This is a genomic window from Blastococcus sp. VKM Ac-2987 (genome assembly GCF_026967805.1).
GTDB lineage: Bacteria > Actinomycetota > Actinomycetes > Mycobacteriales > Geodermatophilaceae > Blastococcus.
On sequence record NZ_JAPVBG010000003.1, the window covers coordinates 1,064,398 to 1,081,707 of the forward strand.

Below are 17,310 nucleotides of genomic sequence, written 5' to 3' on the forward strand. Positions count from 1 at the left end.
GCTCAGCCGGCGATCTCGCGCAGCAGCTCCGCCAGCCGGGTGCGGCGCGGCCGCACGTCGACGTCGCGGACGGCCCGGGCCAGGGCCGCACCGCTGGCGTGCACGATCGACAGGTGCCGCTGGGCCCGCGTGAGGGCGGTGTAGACCAGCGGGCGCGACAGCATCCCGCCGGCCTCGGGCGGCAGCACGACCACCACCCCGGGCCACTCCGAGCCCTGCGCCCGGTGCACGGTGATCGCCCAGCCGTGCCGCAGGTCGAACAGCGCCTGCCCGTTGACGGTGACCGGGCCGGAGGCGAACGCGACGTCGAGAGACCCCTCGCCGGCCTTGGTGACCACGCCGACCTCGCCGTTGGCGAAGCCGGTGGGCTCCAGGTCCAGGTGGTTGGCGGTCGCGACCACGCGGTCGCCCGGGTCGAAGCCGAAGACGGCGCCCTCCCCGGGGTTGAGTTGCGCCTTGAGCGCCTTGTTCAGCTCGATGGTGCCGGCCGGACCGCGGTGCACGGGGGTGACCACCTGCACCGCGGACGGCTCGATGCCCAGTGCCCGGGGGATGGAGTCGGTGACCAGCTGCACCACCCGGCGGGCGGCTTCGGCGCTGCCGGTGGCGGGCACCACGACCACCTCGCGGTCGGGGGAGTCCACCGGCGGCAGCTCCCCGCCGCGCACGGCCGACGCCAGGCGGGCGATCGCCCCGCCCTCCGCCTGCCGGTACAGGGTGCTGAGCTCGGTCACCGGCACGACCCCGGAGTCGATCAGGTCGCCCAGGACGTGCCCGGGACCGATCGAGGGCAGCTGCGCCGGGTCGCCCACCAGCAGCAGGTGCGTGCCGTCCGGGCAGGCCTCCAGCAGCGCCGCGGTCAGCTCGACGTCGAGCATCGAGGCCTCGTCGACCACGACGACGTCGGCGTCCAGCGGCCACTCCTCGGTGCGCGAGAAGCCGCCGGAGGCGCCCTGGGCGCCGAGCAGCCGGTGCACCGTCACCGCGGGGTGGTCGGTGAGCTCCTCCAGGCGCTTGGCCGCCCGGCCGGTGGGGGCGGCCAGGGCGACGTCGGTGCCCTTGGCCTGCAGCAGCTTCACCACGGCAGCGACCGTGCGGCTCTTGCCGGTGCCCGGCCCGCCGGTGAGCAGGCTGACCCCGGCCGTGAGCACCTGCGCCACGGCCTGCTTCTGCGCCTCGTCCAGGCCCTTGGCCACCGTGCGCACCGCCGCGGGGTCGGCGATCCGCTCCGCGGCGGCCGCCAGCCGGGCCACGCCCTCGGCGACGGCCTCCTCGGCCATGCCGAACCGGGCGAGGGAGAGCGTGCGCAGGGAGGGGTCCGGCTCGGCCGGCTCCTCCGCGTCGTCGTCCTCCGGCAGCGGGGGCTCGTGCTCGAGCACCTCCCCGGAGTCGACGGCGGCGATCACGGCTGCGGCGGGATCGCCGATGCCCTCGGCCCGCAGCGCCGCCACGACGAGGTCGATCGGCAGCACGGTGTGCCCGTCGCGGGTCGCCGTCCGCAGCGTCAGCCCGACGATGGCCCGGCCGCGGCGCGCGTCCTGCCGGTCGGCGCCCTGGAGGACGGCGATCGCCAGCCGGTCGGCGTCGCCGAGCGTGACGCCGGGCAGCCCGAGCAGCGCCCACGGGTCGTCGCGCAGCCGGCGCGCGGCGTCGGGGCCCAGGCCGTCGGCCACGCCCGCGGCGAGCTTGGCGGGCAGCCCCGCCGTCACCAGCATCTCCACCACCTCGTAGGTGGGCGCGGCGGCCAGGAAGCTGGAGAACAGCCGCTCGGCCCGCTGGCGGCCCACCCGCGGCAGCTTCATCAGCCGGTCGGCCGTGACGTCGTCGGGGCCGGTGATGCCCGCGGCCGGGAGGTCCGCCGCCGTCCGCTTGCCGAGGCCGGGCCACAGCCCGGCGGTGCAGAAGGCGGCGAAGACCAGGTCGGGGCCGGGGGTGGTGGGGTCGGCGGTCACCGGTCCGACCGTCGCTCGGGGTAGCTGAAGGGCGGTGCCGAGACGTCCTCGAGCGCGGTGCGGATCGCCGCGGGCAGCCGGACGACGTCGGCGTCGAGCGAGGCCTGCAGCTGCTGGGCGGTGCGGGCCCCGACCACCGGGGCGACGACGCCCGGCCGGTCGCGCACCCAGGCCAGCGCCACGGCCAGCGGGCTGGTGCCCAGGCCGTCGGCGGCGGTGATGACGGCCTCCACGATGCGGTCGGACTTCGAGGATCGGAGCCCGTCGATGAAGCCCTCCCACTGGGGCGAGGCGCCGCGGGACTCCGTGGGGGTGCTGTGCCGGTACTTGCCGGTGAGGAGCCCGCGGCCCAGCGGCGACCACGGGAGCACCCCCAGGCCCAGCGCCTCGGCGGCGGGCACGACTTCCCGCTCGACCCCGCGCTGCAGCAGCGAGTACTCCACCTGGGTGCTCACCAGCGGGGTGCGGCCCGGCCACGCCCGCTGCCAGGTGGCGGCCTGCGCGGTCTGCCAGCCGGTGAAGTTGCTGACGCCGATGTAGCGGGCCCGGCCGGAGGCGACGGCGAGGTCGCAGGCGGCGAGGGTCTCCTCGAGCGGGGTCGTCTCGTCCCACGCGTGCAGCTGCCAGAGGTCGACGTAGTCCAGCCCGAGGCGCTCCAGGGAGGCGTCCAGCGCCGAGATCAGGTGCCCCCGGGAGGCCCCGCGGCCCATCGGCCCCGGCCCGGTGCGCCCGACCGCCTTGGTGGCGACGACGACGTCGGACCGCGGGACGACGTCGGCCAGCAGGTGCCCGAGGACCCGCTCGCTCTCGCCGTCGCAGTAGACGTCGGCGGTGTCGACCAGCGTCCCGCCGGCGTCGACGAAGGCCGTGAGCTGCATGGCGGCCTCGTCCTCGTCGGTGTCACCGCCCCACGTCATCGTGCCCAGCGCGAGCCGGGACACGACCAGACCGCTGCGCCCCAACGCCCGTTGCTCCACGACCGGCCAACCTACCGCCGCCGGCCGACGGCCACCGGGGAGCGTGCACACCTTCGGGGCGGCGCGGCGGTCGGCCGCGGCCCGACGCCTAGGGTGAGCACCCGTGCCCGAACGCTCCCGCTCCTGCCCGGCTGCCCGCATCCTGCCCGGGGGGTGCTGAGATGGGCTGGATCGAGGCGATCGTCCTCGGGCTGGTCCAGGGGCTCACCGAGTTCCTGCCGATCTCCTCCAGCGCCCACCTGCGCGTGGTGGGGGAGGCCTTCGGCTGGGAGGACCCGGGCGCGGCGTTCACCGCCATCACCCAGATCGGCACCGAGGCCGCCGTCCTCCTGTACTTCCGGCACGACATCTGGCGGATCATCGTCGCCTGGCTGCAGTCCCTGGCCGGCCGCCGGAAGGGTGATCCCGACGCCCGCATGGGGTGGCTGATCATCGTCGGCACCCTGCCGATCGTCGTCCTCGGGCTGCTGTTCCAGGACTCCATCGAGACGACGCTGCGCGACCTGCGGATCGTCGCCGTCGCGCTGATCCTCTTCTCGTTCATCCTGTACTGGGCCGACCGCGTCGGCACCAAGCAGCGCGAGCTCCGGGAGCTGACCGTCGGCCACGGCATCGCCTTCGGGTTCGCGCAGGCGATGGCGCTCGTCCCCGGGGTGTCCCGCTCCGGCGGCACCATCACCATGGGCCTCTTCCTCGGCTACTCCCGGTCGGCCGCGGCCCGCTACTCGTTCCTGCTCGCCGTCCCCGCCGTCCTGGGTTCGGGCTTCTTCCAGGTCTACGAGTCGCTGGGCGGCGACGTCGAGGGGCGGGCCATCTCCTGGGGGCCGACGATCCTGGCCACGGTCATCGCCTTCGGCGTCGGGCTCACCGTGATCGCCTGGCTGCTGCGCTACCTGGACCGGGGCGACTTCACCCCGTTCGTCGTCTACCGGATCGTGCTGGGGCTGCTCATCCTCGTGCTGGTCTTCGCGGGCGTCCTCGACCCGGTGGGCTCGACCGAGATCAGCCCTTCGCCCACGCCGCGCTGACCGGTGCGGGCCGTGGCGCCCCGGAGCCGGACGGGCTCCTGGGCGCCACGGGCCCAGGGGCTCAGCCCTCCGTGCCGGCGTCGAGGTCCAGCGTCCCGATCATCGCGTCGAGCACCGCGGCGTTGCCCTGGTAGTCGAAGCGCGGCAGGCCGACGGTGTCGGCGACCAGCGTGCGGGAGCCGTCCGCGCCGTCCGGGAGCCGGACGGCGTACCGGGTCGAGGGCGTGCCCTCGGGCCAGAGGCCCTGCCCGGTGGCGGTGCGCTCGATCCGCACCGCCTCCCGGCCGTCCACGGTCAGCTCGCGGCGCGCCTGCTCCCCGGGCTGCTCCTGGGTCACCCGGTCGAAGGCCACCGACTCGACCGAGAAGGCGATCGCGGCCACGCGCACGTCGGTGGCGTCGGGGACGTCGAAGTCCTGCGGGGAGAACCGGCTGCAGGCCGGCACGGTCTCGCCGGCGTTGACCGACCAGCCCGAGGGGTGGTCGACGGCGTACCCGGCCGGGCTGGTGCACGTCCCGCCCAGGGAGATGCCGGTGCCCGGCTCCCGGTCGAGCACGTCGACCACGATCCGCTGCGGATCCGACAGCCGGGTGACGGCGAAGGGGCGGCGCTGGTCCAGGCCGGCGAAGAAGGAGTACCGCCCCTCGAAGAGGGTGTCGGCGACGAGCGCCTGCAGCGTGCTCGTCCCGGCGATCTCCAGCTGCTCCCGGCCGTCCCACGGCCGGACGCCCTCGGGGGCGTCGCCCGGGAGCAGCAGGTTGGTCAGCGTGATGCCCAGGGCGGCGTCGCCGGGGACCTGCACCGGCTGCCCGGAGCCCTGGCTGCGCGGGTCCCCGGTGTAGCCGACCCCGTAGCCGGCCTCGCCCTCCCCGGCCAGCTCGAAGACGATCCGGTCGAAGCCGTCGTGGGCGCCGAGCCGGACGTCGGTCAGCACGACCGGTGAGCCGGTGGCCTCGACGTCGACGTCGGCGGTGCCGCCCGGCCCGACCGGCTCGAGGCCACCGCCGGAGCCGCCGTCCCCGCCGGGCCGGTGCAGGACGTCGACGACCAGGCGGGCCGGATCGGGGAGCGTGGTGACGCCGAAGGGCACCCGCTCCTCCAGGCCGACCGTCCAGGCGAGCATCGACTCGAAGTCGCCGGTCCGGACCGCCTCGGTGATCACCTGCCCGCCGGGCGCGGTGAGCTGGTCGCGCCCCGGATACGTCTCCCGGGGCTGCTCCCCGGACAGGTCGACGCCGCTGGCCGGGCTCACCCGCACCTCCAGGAAGGCCGAGCCGGCCACCTCGATCTCCCGGCCGGAGCCGTCCTCGGTGATCGGCGGCTCGACGTAGCCGACCCGGTAGCTCGGGACCTCGTCGCCCTCGAACTCCAGGACGAACCGGTCGAAGGTCTCGTGCCCGGCGGCGCGCACGTCGGTGAGGTGGGCCGGGGCGCCGCCGGCGGGGAAGTCCCCGTCCTCCACCGTCCCCGTGCCGGGATCGCCGACCGGGGGCAGCGGCTGGTCGGCCGTCCGGAGGGCGCCGGTCGGATGGGGCCCGGTCGGGAGGACGCTCGGTGCTGGGGCCGTCGGGGAGCCGGTGGTCACCAGCAGCGTGCTGGCGCCCAACCCGGCGAGGAGCAGTCGCATCATCACGATCTCGCTTCCGGTCTCGGGGTCCGGGTTCCTGGCCCTGCCCGCGCCCTGCGCCCGTGAACTCGGCTCGGCCCGGTGTCACCGGATCGTCACGTGCACCGGGCGCCGCCCGGGTCGGCCGGGGTCGGAGCCGGGCCGGGGACCGGGGACGGACCACCGCCTACGCTCGCCCCGTGACCACCGTGATCCTGCTCCGGCACGGCCGGACGACCGCCAACACCGGCGGCGTGCTCGCCGGCTGGACCCCCGGCGTCCAGCTGGACGAGACCGGTCAGGCGCAGGTGCAGGCGGTGGGGGAGCGGCTGGCCAAGGTGCCGCTGGCCGCCGTCGTCAGCAGCCCCCTGGAGCGCTGCCGGCAGACCGTCGGCGCCGTCGTCGCCGGCCGGGAGCTGGAGCCGCAGACCGACGACCGGCTGGGCGAGGCCCGCTACGGCGACTGGACCGGCCGCAGCATCAAGGAGCTGGTCAAGGAACCGCTGTGGAAGGTCGTGCAGCAGCACCCGTCCGCGGCCGTGTTCCCCGGGGCGGAGGGGGAGGGGCTGGCCCAGACGCAGGCCCGCGCCGTGGCCGCGGTGCGGGAGTGGAACGCCCGGCTCGGCCCGGACGCGGTGTGGCTGGCGTGCAGCCACGGCGACGTCATCAAGGCGATCCTGGCCGACGCGCTCGGCCTGCACCTGGACCAGTTCCAGCGGATCGTCGTCGACCCGGCGTCGATCTCGGTGGTCTCCTACACCGACACCCGGCCGTTCGTCGCCCGGGTCAACGACACCGGGGGCGACGTCTCGGCCCTTCTACCGCCGCCGCGCAAGGGCCGCCGGCGCAAGACCTCCTCCGACGCCGTCGTGGGCGGCGGAGCCGGCGCACCCGCCTGAGCCGGTGACGCCGCCTCGCCTCCCCGGCTCGTCGGCGGCCCCGCGTAACCTGGGCGCGTGCCCCGCCAGGTCCATCTCTTCGATCGCCCCAGCCGCTTCGTCGCAGGAACGGTGGGTCAGCCCGGGGACCGCACGTTCTACCTGCAGGCCTCCGACGACGCCGGCCGCACGGTCAGCGTGGCGCTGGAGAAGACCCAGGTGCAGGTGCTGGCCGACCGGATGAACGAGCTGCTCGACGAGGTCAGCAACCGGGCCGACTCGGTGATCCCGGCCGAGGCCGACGTCGACGACCTGGAGCCGCTCACCGCGCCGGTCGAGGAGGAGTTCCGGGTCGCCGCCATGGGCCTGGCCTGGGACGGCACCGCCGAGGCGGTCGTGGTCGAGGCCGTCGCCGCCGGCGAGGAGCCCATCGACGAGGACGCCATCCTCTCCGACAGCGACGAGGGCCCCGACGCGTTGCGGGTGACGATCACGCCGATGGCCGCGCGGGCGTTCGTGGCGCGCGCCCTCCGGGTGGTCGCGGCAGGCCGGCCCTCCTGCCCGCTGTGCTCGCTGCCGCTGGAACCGGTGGGGCACGTGTGCCCGCGGCAGAACGGCTACCGCCGCTGAGCGGCGGCCCCTCGATGAGCGAGCAGCCCGTCGATCCCGACCTCCGCCCGCCCGCCGACGACGCCGAGGCCAATCAGCTGCTCACCGAGGGAGTCATCGACGTCGAGGGCCGGATGCTCGACGCGTCCAACGTGACGCTCGTCGGCGCCATCCGCACGGACACCCTCGCCGCCGAGTGCGTCTACAAGCCCGTCGCGGGGGAGCGGCCGCTCTGGGACTTCCCCGACGGCACGCTCGCCGGCCGGGAGATCTCGGCGTACCTGGTCTCCGAGGCGACCGGCTGGCAGGTCGTCCCCCCGACCGTGCTGCGGGAGGGCCCGTTCGGCCCCGGCATGGTCCAGCTCTGGATGGACGGCGACCCGGACGTCGACCTCGCCGCCTTCGTCCGCCGCGACGACCCCGCGCTGCGCCGCATGGCCGTGTTCGACGCCGTGGTGAACAACGCCGACCGCAAGGGCGGGCACATCATCCCCATGCCCGACGGCCACGTGTACGGCGTCGACCACGGCATCTGCTTCTCCGTCGACCCCAAGCTGCGGACGCTGCTCTGGCGCTGGGCGGGCACGCCCCTCCCCGCCGAGGCGGTCGCCGTGCTGGAGCGGCTGGCCGACGAGCTGCGCGACGAGCTGGGGGAGCAGCTGCACGAGCACCTCACCCGGACCGAGGTGCGCTGCACCCAGCGCCGGGTCGCCGAGCTGCTGCGCACCGGCCGCCACCCCGAGCCCAGCGGCGAGTGGCCCGCCCTGCCCTGGCCGCCGTTCTAGGTTCCGCCGAGCGGGGGCCGGAGGCTCCCCGAGGCGGGACCTGGGGCCGCCCTGCGAGGTCGGTGCCCGGAGCGGGGCCGGAGGCCTCTCGACGGGTGCCGAGGAACGGCTCCGTGCAGGCCGGGACGGCACCTGGTCGCGGTCGGAGCCCGGAGGGCGACCATGGGTGCATGCCCCACCGGAGCCGGTTGTCGATCCTGCTGCTGGACCTGCCGCCGGAGCACCACGCGGCGGGGAGCGCCTTCTGGGCCGGGGCCACCGGCCGCACCGCCGCACCCGATCCGGACGACGAGCAGTGGGCCTCGCTCGGCTCGTTCGCCGACGGCTGGCACGTCGAGGTGCAGCGGACCGGTGAGGGGACGCCGCCGCGCTGGCACGTGGACGTCGAGACCGACGACGTCGACGCCGAGGTCGCCCGGCTGGAAGCCCTGGGCGCCACGCGGCACGCGGACATGGGCTCGTTCTGGCAGCTGCTCGACCCGGCCGGGCTCGTCTTCTGCGTCGTGGGCGTCCAGACCGGTGACGAGTTCGACCGCCACGCGGTGACCTGGCCGTGAGCACCACCCGGGTGAGCGCGCTGCTGCGGGCACCACGCCCGGCGGTGTACCGGGCGCTCACCGACCCGGCGACGATCGCGCGTTGGCGGATGCCCGACGGCATGACCAGCGCCGTCGAGACGCTGGCCGACGGTGGGTTCCGCGTGACGTTGACGTACGAGGCCGCGGACCAGCGGGGCAAGACCACCGGGCGGAGCGACAGCTACCGGGCCCGGTTCTCCCGGCTGGTGCCCGACGAGCTGGTCGTGGAGGTCGACGAGTTCGAGACGGCCGACCCGCTGCTCGCCGGCGAGATGACCACGACGATCACGCTGCGGGACGCCGGGGGCGGCACCGAGCTGCTGGCCGTCCACGAGGGCGTGCCGGACGGCGTGGCCCCGGAGGACAACGAGGTCGGCTGGCGGATGGCGCTGGGCCGGCTGGCCGCGCTCGTGGAGGCCTGAGCTACTCCAGGTCGACCAGGCCGATCATGGCGGCGGCCTGGAGCGGGTCGCCGTCGACGGTGAGGACCTCCAGCGGTACGCGGCGCCAGACGGCGAGCAGCAGGTCGCCGGCGGTGCCGGTGAGCGCCGCGATCGGGAACGGCCGGGTGCCGGGGAACAGGGTGCGCTCGGCATCGGCGTCGACGGCGTGCAGGACGACGGGGTGCGCCTGCTCGGGCGGCCCCTCGGGCAGCGCGGCGGGCACCATGACGCCCAGCCACTCGTCCAGCCCGTCCAGCCCCACCGCGGCGGGGATCGGCCGGACGTCACCGAGCACCTGCTCCACGTCGACGGTGTGCACGGTGGCCTCCTGCAGCTGCCGGCGCAGCACGAACGCGACGTCCTGCTGCGGCGCCCAGGTCCAGACCCGCCGGCCGGCGTCCGCACCGGCCAGCGCCGTCTCCAGCTCGGCGCTCCGCGCGGTGCCGTAGCCCAGCAGCTCGTCGTCGGGGCGGCGGGAGGGCCGGACGTAGGCCGAGGGGTCCGCGGCGCCGGTGCGCAGGATCCACGCCCAGAAGTGCTGCACCTCGGCCAGGTGCCAGACCAGGTCGGCCAGCGTCCAGTCCGGGCAGCCCGGCACGCGGGCCCCCCAACCGGAGGCGAGCACGGCCTCCGCGGCGGCGTCGGCGAACCGGGCGTCCGCCCGCCGCAGCGCCGGCAGGTACTCGTCGAGCTCCATCGCTCCCCCTCCTGCGGCCGGGTGGACCGGGGCGTCCCGCCGGCGTGACGACCCGCACGGACCGGCCGGTCGGCGTCGTCGGGCCCCGCCTCTAGGCTCGTGCCGTGCTCTCCTGGCCCGCTCCGCTGCTGCCGACCCTGCCCGGCACCGGCTCCGTCCTCAAGGTCTACGACACCGCCCAGCGGGAGATCGTCGCGACCACGCCCGACCGGACGGCCCGCATGTACGTCTGCGGCATCACCCCCTACGACGCCACGCACCTGGGGCACGCGGCCACCTACCTGGCCTTCGACCTGATCAACCGCAGCTGGCGCGATGCCGGCCACGCGGTGCACTACGTGCAGAACGTCACCGACATCGACGACCCGCTGCTCGAGCGCGCCGACCGCGACAACGAGGACTGGATCGTGCTGGGGATGCGCGAGACGGCCCTCTTCCGCGAGGACATGACGGCCCTGCGGGTGCTGCCGCCGGAGGACTACGTCGGCGCCGTGGAGTCGATCCCGCTGATCGTGGCGCACATCGAGCGGCTGCTGGACGACGGGCTGGCCTACGTGCTCGACGACGGCACCGGCGACGTCTACCACGACGTGGCGCACGCACCGGCGTTCGGCTCGGAGTCCGGCTACGACGAGGCGACGATGCTGGGCTTCTTCGCCGAGCGCGGGGGAGACCCCGAGCGGGCGGGCAAGCGGAACCGGCTGGACCCGATGCTGTGGCGCGGGGAGCGCCCCGGTGAGCCCGCGTGGCCCGGACCCCGCGGGACGCGCGGCCGCCCCGGCTGGCACATCGAGTGCGCCACCATCGCCCTGGACACCATCGGCATGGGCTTCGACGTGCAGGGCGGCGGCAGCGACCTGGTCTTCCCGCACCACGAGTTCTCCGCCGTGCACGCCGAGGCGCTCAGCGCGACCAAGCCGTTCGCCAAGGCGTACGTGCACGCGGCGATGATCGGCCTGGACGGCGAGAAGATGAGCAAGAGCCGCGGCAACCTGGTCTTCGTGTCCAGGTTGCGCGGCGAGGGCGTGGACCCGATGGCCATCCGGCTCGCGCTGCTGTCGGGCCACTACCGCACCGACCGGGCCTGGACGGCGGATCTGCTGACGCGGGCCGAGGAGCGGCTGGCGACGTGGCGGCGCGCGGTCTCGAACGACTCCGGCGCGCCGGCCGCGGCGGTGCTGCACGGGCTGCGCGAGCGGCTGGCCGACGACCTGGACAGCCCCGGCGCGATCGCCGTGGTCGACGCCTGGGCCGAGCGCACGCTGGCCGGCGGCGACGATCTCGAGGAGCACGCGCCGCAGGTGGTGGGCGACGCCGTCGACGCGCTGCTGGGCGTGGACCTGCAGGGCTCCTGATGACCAGCGCCCCCGCCGGCCCGTTCCGGCTGACCGACCGCGCGGCGCGCGAGCAGGCCGAGGAGCAGCTGGCGCCCGCCGCCACCCGGTCGGCGGCCAGCCGGGGGCGGGCCCGGCCCGAAGCCGAGGACGCGCTGCGGACGGCCTTCGAGCGGGACCGCGACCGGATCCTGCACGCCAAGGCGTTCCGGCGGCTCAAGCACAAGACGCAGGTCTTCCTCAACCCCGACGGCGACCACTTCGTCACCCGGCTGACCCACACGCTGCAGGTCACCCAGGTGGCGCGCTCGCTGGCCCGCGCGCTCGGGCTCAACGAGCCGCTGGCCGAGGCGATCGCGCTCGGCCACGACGTCGGGCACTCGCCGTTCGGGCACATCGGTGAGGAGGCGTTCGACCCCTACGTGCCCGGCGGGTGGCACCACGCCGCCCAGGGCGTGCGGATCGTCGAGGTGCTCGAGGACCTCAACCTCACCTGGGAGGTCCGGGACGGCATCCGGGCGCACAGCTGGAAGATCGACCCGCCGCCGGCCACCCGGGAGGCCGAGTGCGTGCGGTACGCCGACCGCATCGGCTACCTGTCCCACGACGCGCTGGACGCCGTCCGGGCGGGGGTCATCCGCGCGGCCGACCTGCCGGCGCGCGCCGTCGCCGTCTTCGGGCAGCCCGGCAGCGCGATGGTGGGCGCGATGATCGACGCCGTCGTCGCCGGGTCGCTGTCCCCGGCCAACGCCGCCGGCGCGGTGGTCATGGACGCCGAGGCGCTGCAGGCGATGCACGAGCTGCGCGACTTCATGTTCGCCCGCGTGTACGCCTCCGACGTCGCCGCGGGGCAGAAGCACCTGGCCGTCGACGTCATCCGCCGGCTGGTCGACCACCACCTGGCCCACCCCGAGCTCATCCCGGCCTCCTACCGCGACACCGAAGCCGACCCGCTGACCCAGGTCGTCGACCACGTATCCGGCATGACCGACCGGTTCGCCCTCGCCACCCACGACCGGCTGTTCGGCACCGACACCGCGGCGCAGATGCGCCCGCTGCTGCGCGCCGGCTGACCGAACCCGCACCGCCACCGCGGCGCGGACCTCCCCGCGCGCGGCCGCGTCCTGCTTCGATGACCCCGGCCCGGGGTGGGCACCTGGCGACGAAGGGCACCGGCATGACGCAGCGCCTCCCGACCGACCGCACGTCCGCGTTCGCCGCCGCTGCGGACCGGATGCTCGGCGAGCACCCCGGCGACGAGCAGGGCCGGATGCTGCACGCGCCGGGGCTGAAGGCGGGCGGCAGGTTCTACGGCTTCGCCTCGGCGGACGAACTGGTCGTCAAGCTGCCGGCCGACCGCGTCGCCGAGCTGATCGCCGGCGGTTCGGGTGAGCCGTGCTCACCCCGGCCGGGACGCCCCATGCGGGAGTGGGTCACCATCCCGGACCCCGACGAGGAGGCCTGCCTGGCCTACCTGCGGGAGGCGCGGGCGTTCGTCGCGGGGAGCTGAGCGGACGGCTCAGGCGCCGCCGGCGGAGCCGCCGCGGCGGCGCAGATACCTTTCGAACTCCCGGGCGATCTGGTCCCCGTTGGCCTGCGAGAGGTCGACCTCCGTGGCCCGCTCCTCGAGGGACCGGACGTACTCGACCACCTCGGCGTCCTCGCTGGCCATCTCGTCGACGGTCTGCACCCACTCGTCGGCCTGCTGCGGCAGGACGCCCAGCGGCACGGTGGTCTCCAGGACCTCCTCCACCCGCTGCAGCAGCGCCACGGTCGCGCGCGGCGACGGCGGCTGCGACACGTAGTGCGGCACGGCCGCCCAGAAGCTGATCGCCGGCAGCCCGGCCTGCACGCACGCGTCCTGGAACACGCCCAGGATGCCGGTGGGCCCCTCGTACCGGGAGGTCTCCAGCCCGTGGGCCCGGGCCGACTCGCCGTCGTAGGCCGAGCCGGTCACCGGGGTCGGCCGGGTGTGCGGCGTGTCGGCGAGCAGGGCACCGAGGGCGACGACGATCGAGACGTCGAGCTCCTCGAGGATGTCGATCAGCTCCTCGCAGAAGCTGCGCCAGCGCATGTTGGGCTCGATGCCGCGGATGAGCACGACGTCCCGCCCCAGGCCCTCGGGGTGCGCCACCGAGATGCGCGTCGTCGGCCATTCGACGCGCCGGCTGACGCCGTCGACCAGGGAGACCGTCGGCCGGTTGACCTGGAAGTCGTAGTAGTCCTCGGGGTCCAGGGCGGCCAGCGGCTTGGCGTCCCAGATCAGCTCCAGGTGCTCGACCGCCCCCGTGGCGGCGTCACCGGCGTCGTTCCAGCCCTCGAACGCGACCACGACCACCGGGTCGGTGAGCTGCGGCAGGTCGTCGGAGCTGGAGTGGGGACTGGTCACCTCTGTCAGCCTACGTCGATCCGGCCGCCGGACCCCGGTGCGCACCACGCATCCGGGTGACCGCCGTCATCCACCCGGGCGGGCAGCCGCGGAATGAGACCATGGTCCTGACGTTGCTGCTGTCGACGCCCCCGGTGCCCGGTCCGGGCGCCGCGGGTGCGGCCAGCACCCAGCTCGGCCAGCGCCCAGATCGAACCGCGAGGAAGCCCGTGCCCGCATCCCCCTCCGTCCGTCCCGACGCCACCGCGCAGCTCACCGCTCTGCTGGAGCAGCGCATCCTGGTGCTCGACGGCGCGATGGGGACGGCGATCCAGCGGGACCGCCCCGACGAGGCCGGCTACCGCGGGGAGCGCTTCGCCGACTGGCCGAGCGACGTGCAGGGCAACAACGACCTGCTCAGCCTCACCCGGCCCGAGCTGATCGCCGGCATCCACCGCGAGTACCTCGAGGCCGGCGCCGACCTGATCGAGACCAACACCTTCAACGCCACGACGATCTCGCTGTCCGACTACGGAATGGAGGAGCTCGCCTACGAGCTCAACGTCGCCTCGGCCCGGCTGGCCCGCCGCGAGTGCGACGCGATGACCGAGCGCACGCCGGAGAAGCCGCGCTTCGTCGTCGGCGCCATCGGCCCGACCAGCCGGACGGCGTCCATCTCGCCCGACGTCAACGACCCCGGCGCGCGCAACGTCACCTTCGACCAGCTCGTCGCGGCCTACCTGGAGCAGGCCGGCGGCCTGGTCGACGGCGGCGCGGACGCGCTGCTGATCGAGACGATCTTCGACACGCTCAACGCCAAGGCGGCGATCTTCGCGCTGGAGACGCTGTTCGAGCAGCGCGACCGCCGCTGGCCGGTGTTCATCTCCGGCACCATCACCGACGCCTCGGGCCGCACGCTGTCGGGCCAGGTCACCGAGGCCTTCTGGTACTCGGTCCGGCACGTGAAGCCGCTGCTCGTCGGGCTGAACTGCGCGCTCGGCGCCAAGGAGATGCGGCCCTACATCGCCGAGATCTCGCGGGTCGCCGACACCTTCGTCTCCTGCTACCCGAACGCCGGCCTGCCCAACGCCTTCGGCGAGTACGACGAGTCGCCCGAGGAGACCGCGGCGATCGTCGCCGAGTTCGCCGAGAGCGGCTTCGTCAACCTGGTCGGCGGCTGCTGCGGCACCACGCCGGCGCACATCGCCGCCATCGCCCGGGCCGTCGGGGGCAGCACCCCGCGCACGCCGGCCGAGCACCGTCCCGCGCTGCGGCTGTCGGGCCTGGAGCCGCTCGCCGTCACCGAGGACAGCCTCTTCGTGAACGTCGGCGAGCGCACCAACATCACCGGTTCGGCGCGCTTCCGGAACCTGATCAAGGCCGGCGACTACCCGGCCGCCCTCGCCGTCGCCCGCCAGCAGGTCGAGGCCGGCGCTCAGGTCATCGACGTCAACATGGACGAGGGGATGATCGACGGCGTCGAGGCGATGGACCGCTTCACCAAGCTGATCGCCGCCGAGCCCGACATCAGCCGGGTGCCGACGATGATCGACTCGTCGAAGTGGGCGGTCATCGAGGCCGGGCTCAAGTGCGTGCAGGGCAAGCCGATCGTCAACTCGATCTCGCTGAAGAACGGCGAGGAGGAGTTCGTCCGCGAGGCGCAGCTGTGCCGCAAGTACGGCGCCGCCGTGGTCGTCATGGCCTTCGACGAGGACGGGCAGGCCGACGACCTCGAGCGGCGCACGCAGATCTGCCGCCGGGCCTACGACATCCTCACCGGGCAGGTGGGCTTCCCGGCCGAGGACATCATCTTCGACCCGAACGTCTTCGCCGTCGCCACGGGCATCGAGGAGCACGCGAACTACGGCCTCGACTACATCGAGGCGACCCGCTGGATCAAGTCGAACCTGCCGGGCGCGCTGGTCTCCGGCGGCGTCTCCAACGTCTCGTTCTCCTTCCGCGGCAACAACCGCGTCCGCGAGGCCATCCACGCGGTCTTCCTCTTCCACGCCGTCCGCGCCGGCATGGACATGGGCATCGTCAACGCCGGGGCCCTCGAGGTCTACGACGAGGTGCCGGCCGAGCTGCGGGAGCGCATCGAGGACGTCGTCCTCAACCGGCGGCCGGACGCCACCGAGCGGCTGCTGGAGATCGCCGGCGACTACGCGGGCGACGGCGCGGCCCGGGAGGTCGCCACCGAGGAGTGGCGGTCGCTGCCGGTGGGGGAGCGGATCACCCACGCGCTGGTGAAGGGCATCGACGGCTTCGTCGAGGACGACACCGAGGAGCTGCGGCAGGAGATCAGCGCCCGCGGCGGCCGGCCGATCGAGGTGATCGAGGGTCCGCTGATGTCCGGCATGAACGTCGTCGGCGACCTGTTCGGCGCCGGGAAGATGTTCCTGCCCCAGGTGGTCAAGTCCGCTCGGGTGATGAAGAAGGCCGTCGCCTACCTGATCCCGTTCATCGAGGCCGAGAAGCAGCCCGGCGATGCCGAGCGCAGCAACGGCAAGGTCGTCATGGCCACCGTGAAGGGCGACGTCCACGACATCGGCAAGAACATCGTCGGCGTCGTCCTGCAGTGCAACAACTACGACGTCGTCGACCTCGGCGTGATGGTGCCCGGGCAGAAGATCCTGGACGCCGCCGAGGCCGAGGGCGCCGACATCATCGGGCTGTCCGGGCTCATCACGCCGTCGCTGGACGAGATGGTCACCCTGGCCTCCGAGATGGAGCGGCAGGGCTTCGAGATCCCGTTGCTGATCGGCGGCGCCACCACCTCCCGGGCGCACACGGCGGTGAAGGTGGCGCAGAAGTACTCCGGGCCGGTCATCTGGGTCAAGGACGCCTCCCGCTCGGTGCCGGTGGTCGCCGCGCTGCTGTCGGACGAGCAGCGCCCGAAGCTGCTCGCCGAGACCGACGCCGACTACGCCGCGCTGCGCGAGCGGCACGCCGCCCGGCAGGACAGCCGCTCGCTGCTGCCGATCGGGGTCGCGCGCGCCGCGGCTCCGCCGATCGACTGGGCGGGCTACTCGCCGCCCCGTCCGCGGATGCTGCTGCAGCAGGCCAAGGACGTCTGCGCCGGCCCCGGCTGCGACCACCTGCACGACCGGGCCACCCAGTTCGTGAAGACGCTGCCGGACTACCCGCTCGAGGAGCTGCGCGGCTACATCGACTGGCAGCCGTTCTTCAACGCCTGGGAGATGCGCGGCCGGTTCCCGGACATCCTGCACAACCCGACGACCGGCGAGACCGCCCGGCGGCTGTACGAGGACGCCCAGGCGATGCTCGACCGGATCATCGGTGAGCGGTGGCTGCGCGCCAGCGGGGTGTTCGGGCTCTTCCCGGCCAACCAGGTCGACGGCGACGACATCGCCGTCTACACCGACGAGTCCCGCACCGAGGTCCGGACGACCCTGCACCAGCTGCGCCAGCAGACGGAGGGCCGCGACGGCTCGCCGCGCAAGTCGCTGGCCGACTTCGTCGCCCCGGCCGAGACCGGGCTGCGCGACTACGTCGGCGCCTTCGCGGTGACGGCGGGCATCGGGTCGGCCGAGCGGGTGGCGGCGTTCAAGAAGGACAACGACGACTACAGCGCCATCCTGCTGGAGGCACTGGCCGATCGGCTGGCCGAGGCGTTCGCCGAGCGGCTGCACGAGCGGGTGCGCACCGAGTTCTGGGGCTACGCCGCCGGCGAGCGACTGGACGCCGAGGCGCTGATCGCCGAGAAGTACGCCGGCATCCGCCCGGCGCCGGGCTACCCGGCGTGCCCCGAGCACACCGAGAAGCTGACCATCTGGGAGCTGCTGGACGTCGAGGCGGCCACCGGCATCGAGCTCACCGAGAGCATGGCGATGTGGCCCGGCGCCGCGGTCAGCGGGCTGTACTTCTCCCACCCCGAGTCGCGCTACTTCGTCCTCGGCCGGGTCGGCCGCGACCAGGTCGAGGACTACGCGCAGCGCAAGGGCTGGACGGTCGACGAGGCGGAGCGGTGGCTCTCGCCGAACCTGGGCTACCGCACCGAGGACGAGTAGCCGGACCCGGCCGGCCCCGCGTCG

General features: G+C 74.4%; 15 protein-coding genes. 10 read left to right on the forward strand and 5 right to left on the reverse strand.

Features of this window, described 5'->3' with window-relative positions; all coding sequences use genetic code 11:
• Nucleotides 1–2 precede the first annotated feature (2 nt).
• Nucleotides 3–1,952 (reverse strand): AAA family ATPase, encoded by a 1,950-nt coding sequence (locus O2W17_RS20215; RefSeq protein ID WP_269194251.1) that lies wholly within the window; start codon nt 1,950–1,952, stop codon nt 3–5.
• Entirely contained in the window at nt 1,949–2,929 is a 981-nt protein-coding gene (locus tag O2W17_RS20220) for an aldo/keto reductase (RefSeq protein ID WP_269194252.1), read from the reverse strand. Before O2W17_RS20220 ends, O2W17_RS20215 begins: the two co-directional genes overlap by 4 nt.
• A 161-nt stretch (nt 2,930–3,090) precedes the next feature.
• Here O2W17_RS20220 and O2W17_RS20225 point away from each other — a divergent pair, with 161 nt between their 5' ends.
• Nucleotides 3,091–3,957: an undecaprenyl-diphosphate phosphatase gene (locus O2W17_RS20225; protein ID WP_269194253.1), complete on the forward strand. Its 867-nt coding sequence runs from the start codon at nt 3,091–3,093 to the stop codon at nt 3,955–3,957.
• Nucleotides 3,958–4,018: 61 nt separating this feature from the next.
• Here the strand turns inward: O2W17_RS20225 and O2W17_RS20230 are convergent, their stop codons facing one another.
• Complete coding sequence (locus O2W17_RS20230) at nt 4,019–5,587, reverse strand: AMIN-like domain-containing (lipo)protein (RefSeq protein WP_269194254.1); 1,569 nt, start codon at nt 5,585–5,587, stop codon at nt 4,019–4,021.
• A 176-nt stretch (nt 5,588–5,763) separates the two neighbouring features.
• Here O2W17_RS20230 and O2W17_RS20235 point away from each other — a divergent pair, with 176 nt between their 5' ends.
• The 5 genes from O2W17_RS20235 (at nt 5,764) to O2W17_RS20255 (ending at nt 8,835) form a co-directional block, all read left to right on the forward strand.
• Nucleotides 5,764–6,462, forward strand: a complete 699-nt coding sequence (locus O2W17_RS20235; RefSeq protein ID WP_269194255.1) for a histidine phosphatase family protein — start codon at nt 5,764–5,766, stop codon at nt 6,460–6,462.
• Between the two features lie 57 nt (nt 6,463–6,519).
• Nucleotides 6,520–7,071, forward strand: coding sequence for a DUF3090 family protein (locus tag O2W17_RS20240; RefSeq protein WP_269194256.1), 552 nt, complete (start codon nt 6,520–6,522; stop codon nt 7,069–7,071).
• Between the two features lie 14 nt (nt 7,072–7,085).
• Complete coding sequence (locus tag O2W17_RS20245; protein ID WP_269194257.1) at nt 7,086–7,835, forward strand: SCO1664 family protein; 750 nt, start codon at nt 7,086–7,088, stop codon at nt 7,833–7,835.
• Nucleotides 7,836–8,005: 170 nt separating this feature from the next.
• Nucleotides 8,006–8,392 (forward strand): VOC family protein, encoded by a 387-nt coding sequence (locus O2W17_RS20250; protein WP_269194258.1) that lies wholly within the window; start codon nt 8,006–8,008, stop codon nt 8,390–8,392.
• Complete coding sequence (locus tag O2W17_RS20255; RefSeq protein WP_269194259.1) at nt 8,389–8,835, forward strand: SRPBCC domain-containing protein; 447 nt, start codon at nt 8,389–8,391, stop codon at nt 8,833–8,835. The genes O2W17_RS20250 and O2W17_RS20255 overlap by 4 nt, the downstream gene beginning before the upstream one ends.
• A 1-nt stretch (nt 8,836) precedes the next feature.
• Here the strand turns inward: O2W17_RS20255 and O2W17_RS20260 are convergent, their stop codons facing one another.
• Nucleotides 8,837–9,553: a maleylpyruvate isomerase family mycothiol-dependent enzyme gene (locus O2W17_RS20260; protein WP_269194260.1), complete on the reverse strand. Its 717-nt coding sequence runs from the start codon at nt 9,551–9,553 to the stop codon at nt 8,837–8,839.
• A gap of 104 nt (nt 9,554–9,657) precedes the next feature.
• Here O2W17_RS20260 and mshC point away from each other — a divergent pair, with 104 nt between their 5' ends.
• Genes mshC through O2W17_RS20275 form a run of 3 tightly spaced genes read left to right on the forward strand, consistent with a single transcriptional unit; the run spans nt 9,658 to nt 12,397 of the window.
• A complete protein-coding gene (mshC, locus tag O2W17_RS20265; protein WP_269194261.1) occupies nt 9,658–10,908 on the forward strand; it encodes a cysteine--1-D-myo-inosityl 2-amino-2-deoxy-alpha-D-glucopyranoside ligase in 1,251 nt (416 codons plus the stop codon).
• Nucleotides 10,908–11,960, forward strand: a complete 1,053-nt coding sequence (locus O2W17_RS20270) for an HD domain-containing protein (RefSeq protein ID WP_269194262.1) — start codon at nt 10,908–10,910, stop codon at nt 11,958–11,960. The genes mshC and O2W17_RS20270 overlap by 1 nt, the downstream gene beginning before the upstream one ends.
• A 59-nt stretch (nt 11,961–12,019) precedes the next feature.
• On the forward strand, nt 12,020–12,397 hold the full coding sequence (locus O2W17_RS20275) for a hypothetical protein (RefSeq protein WP_269194263.1): 378 nt from the start codon (nt 12,020–12,022) through the stop codon (nt 12,395–12,397).
• A gap of 9 nt (nt 12,398–12,406) precedes the next feature.
• Here O2W17_RS20275 and O2W17_RS20280 read toward each other — a convergent pair whose 3' ends face one another.
• Complete coding sequence (locus O2W17_RS20280; RefSeq protein ID WP_269194264.1) at nt 12,407–13,276, reverse strand: PAC2 family protein; 870 nt, start codon at nt 13,274–13,276, stop codon at nt 12,407–12,409.
• Between the two features lie 209 nt (nt 13,277–13,485).
• Between O2W17_RS20280 and metH the strand changes: the two genes are divergently transcribed.
• Complete coding sequence (metH, locus tag O2W17_RS20285; protein WP_269194265.1) at nt 13,486–17,286, forward strand: methionine synthase; 3,801 nt, start codon at nt 13,486–13,488, stop codon at nt 17,284–17,286.
• The last annotated feature ends 24 nt before the right edge of the window (nt 17,287–17,310 follow it).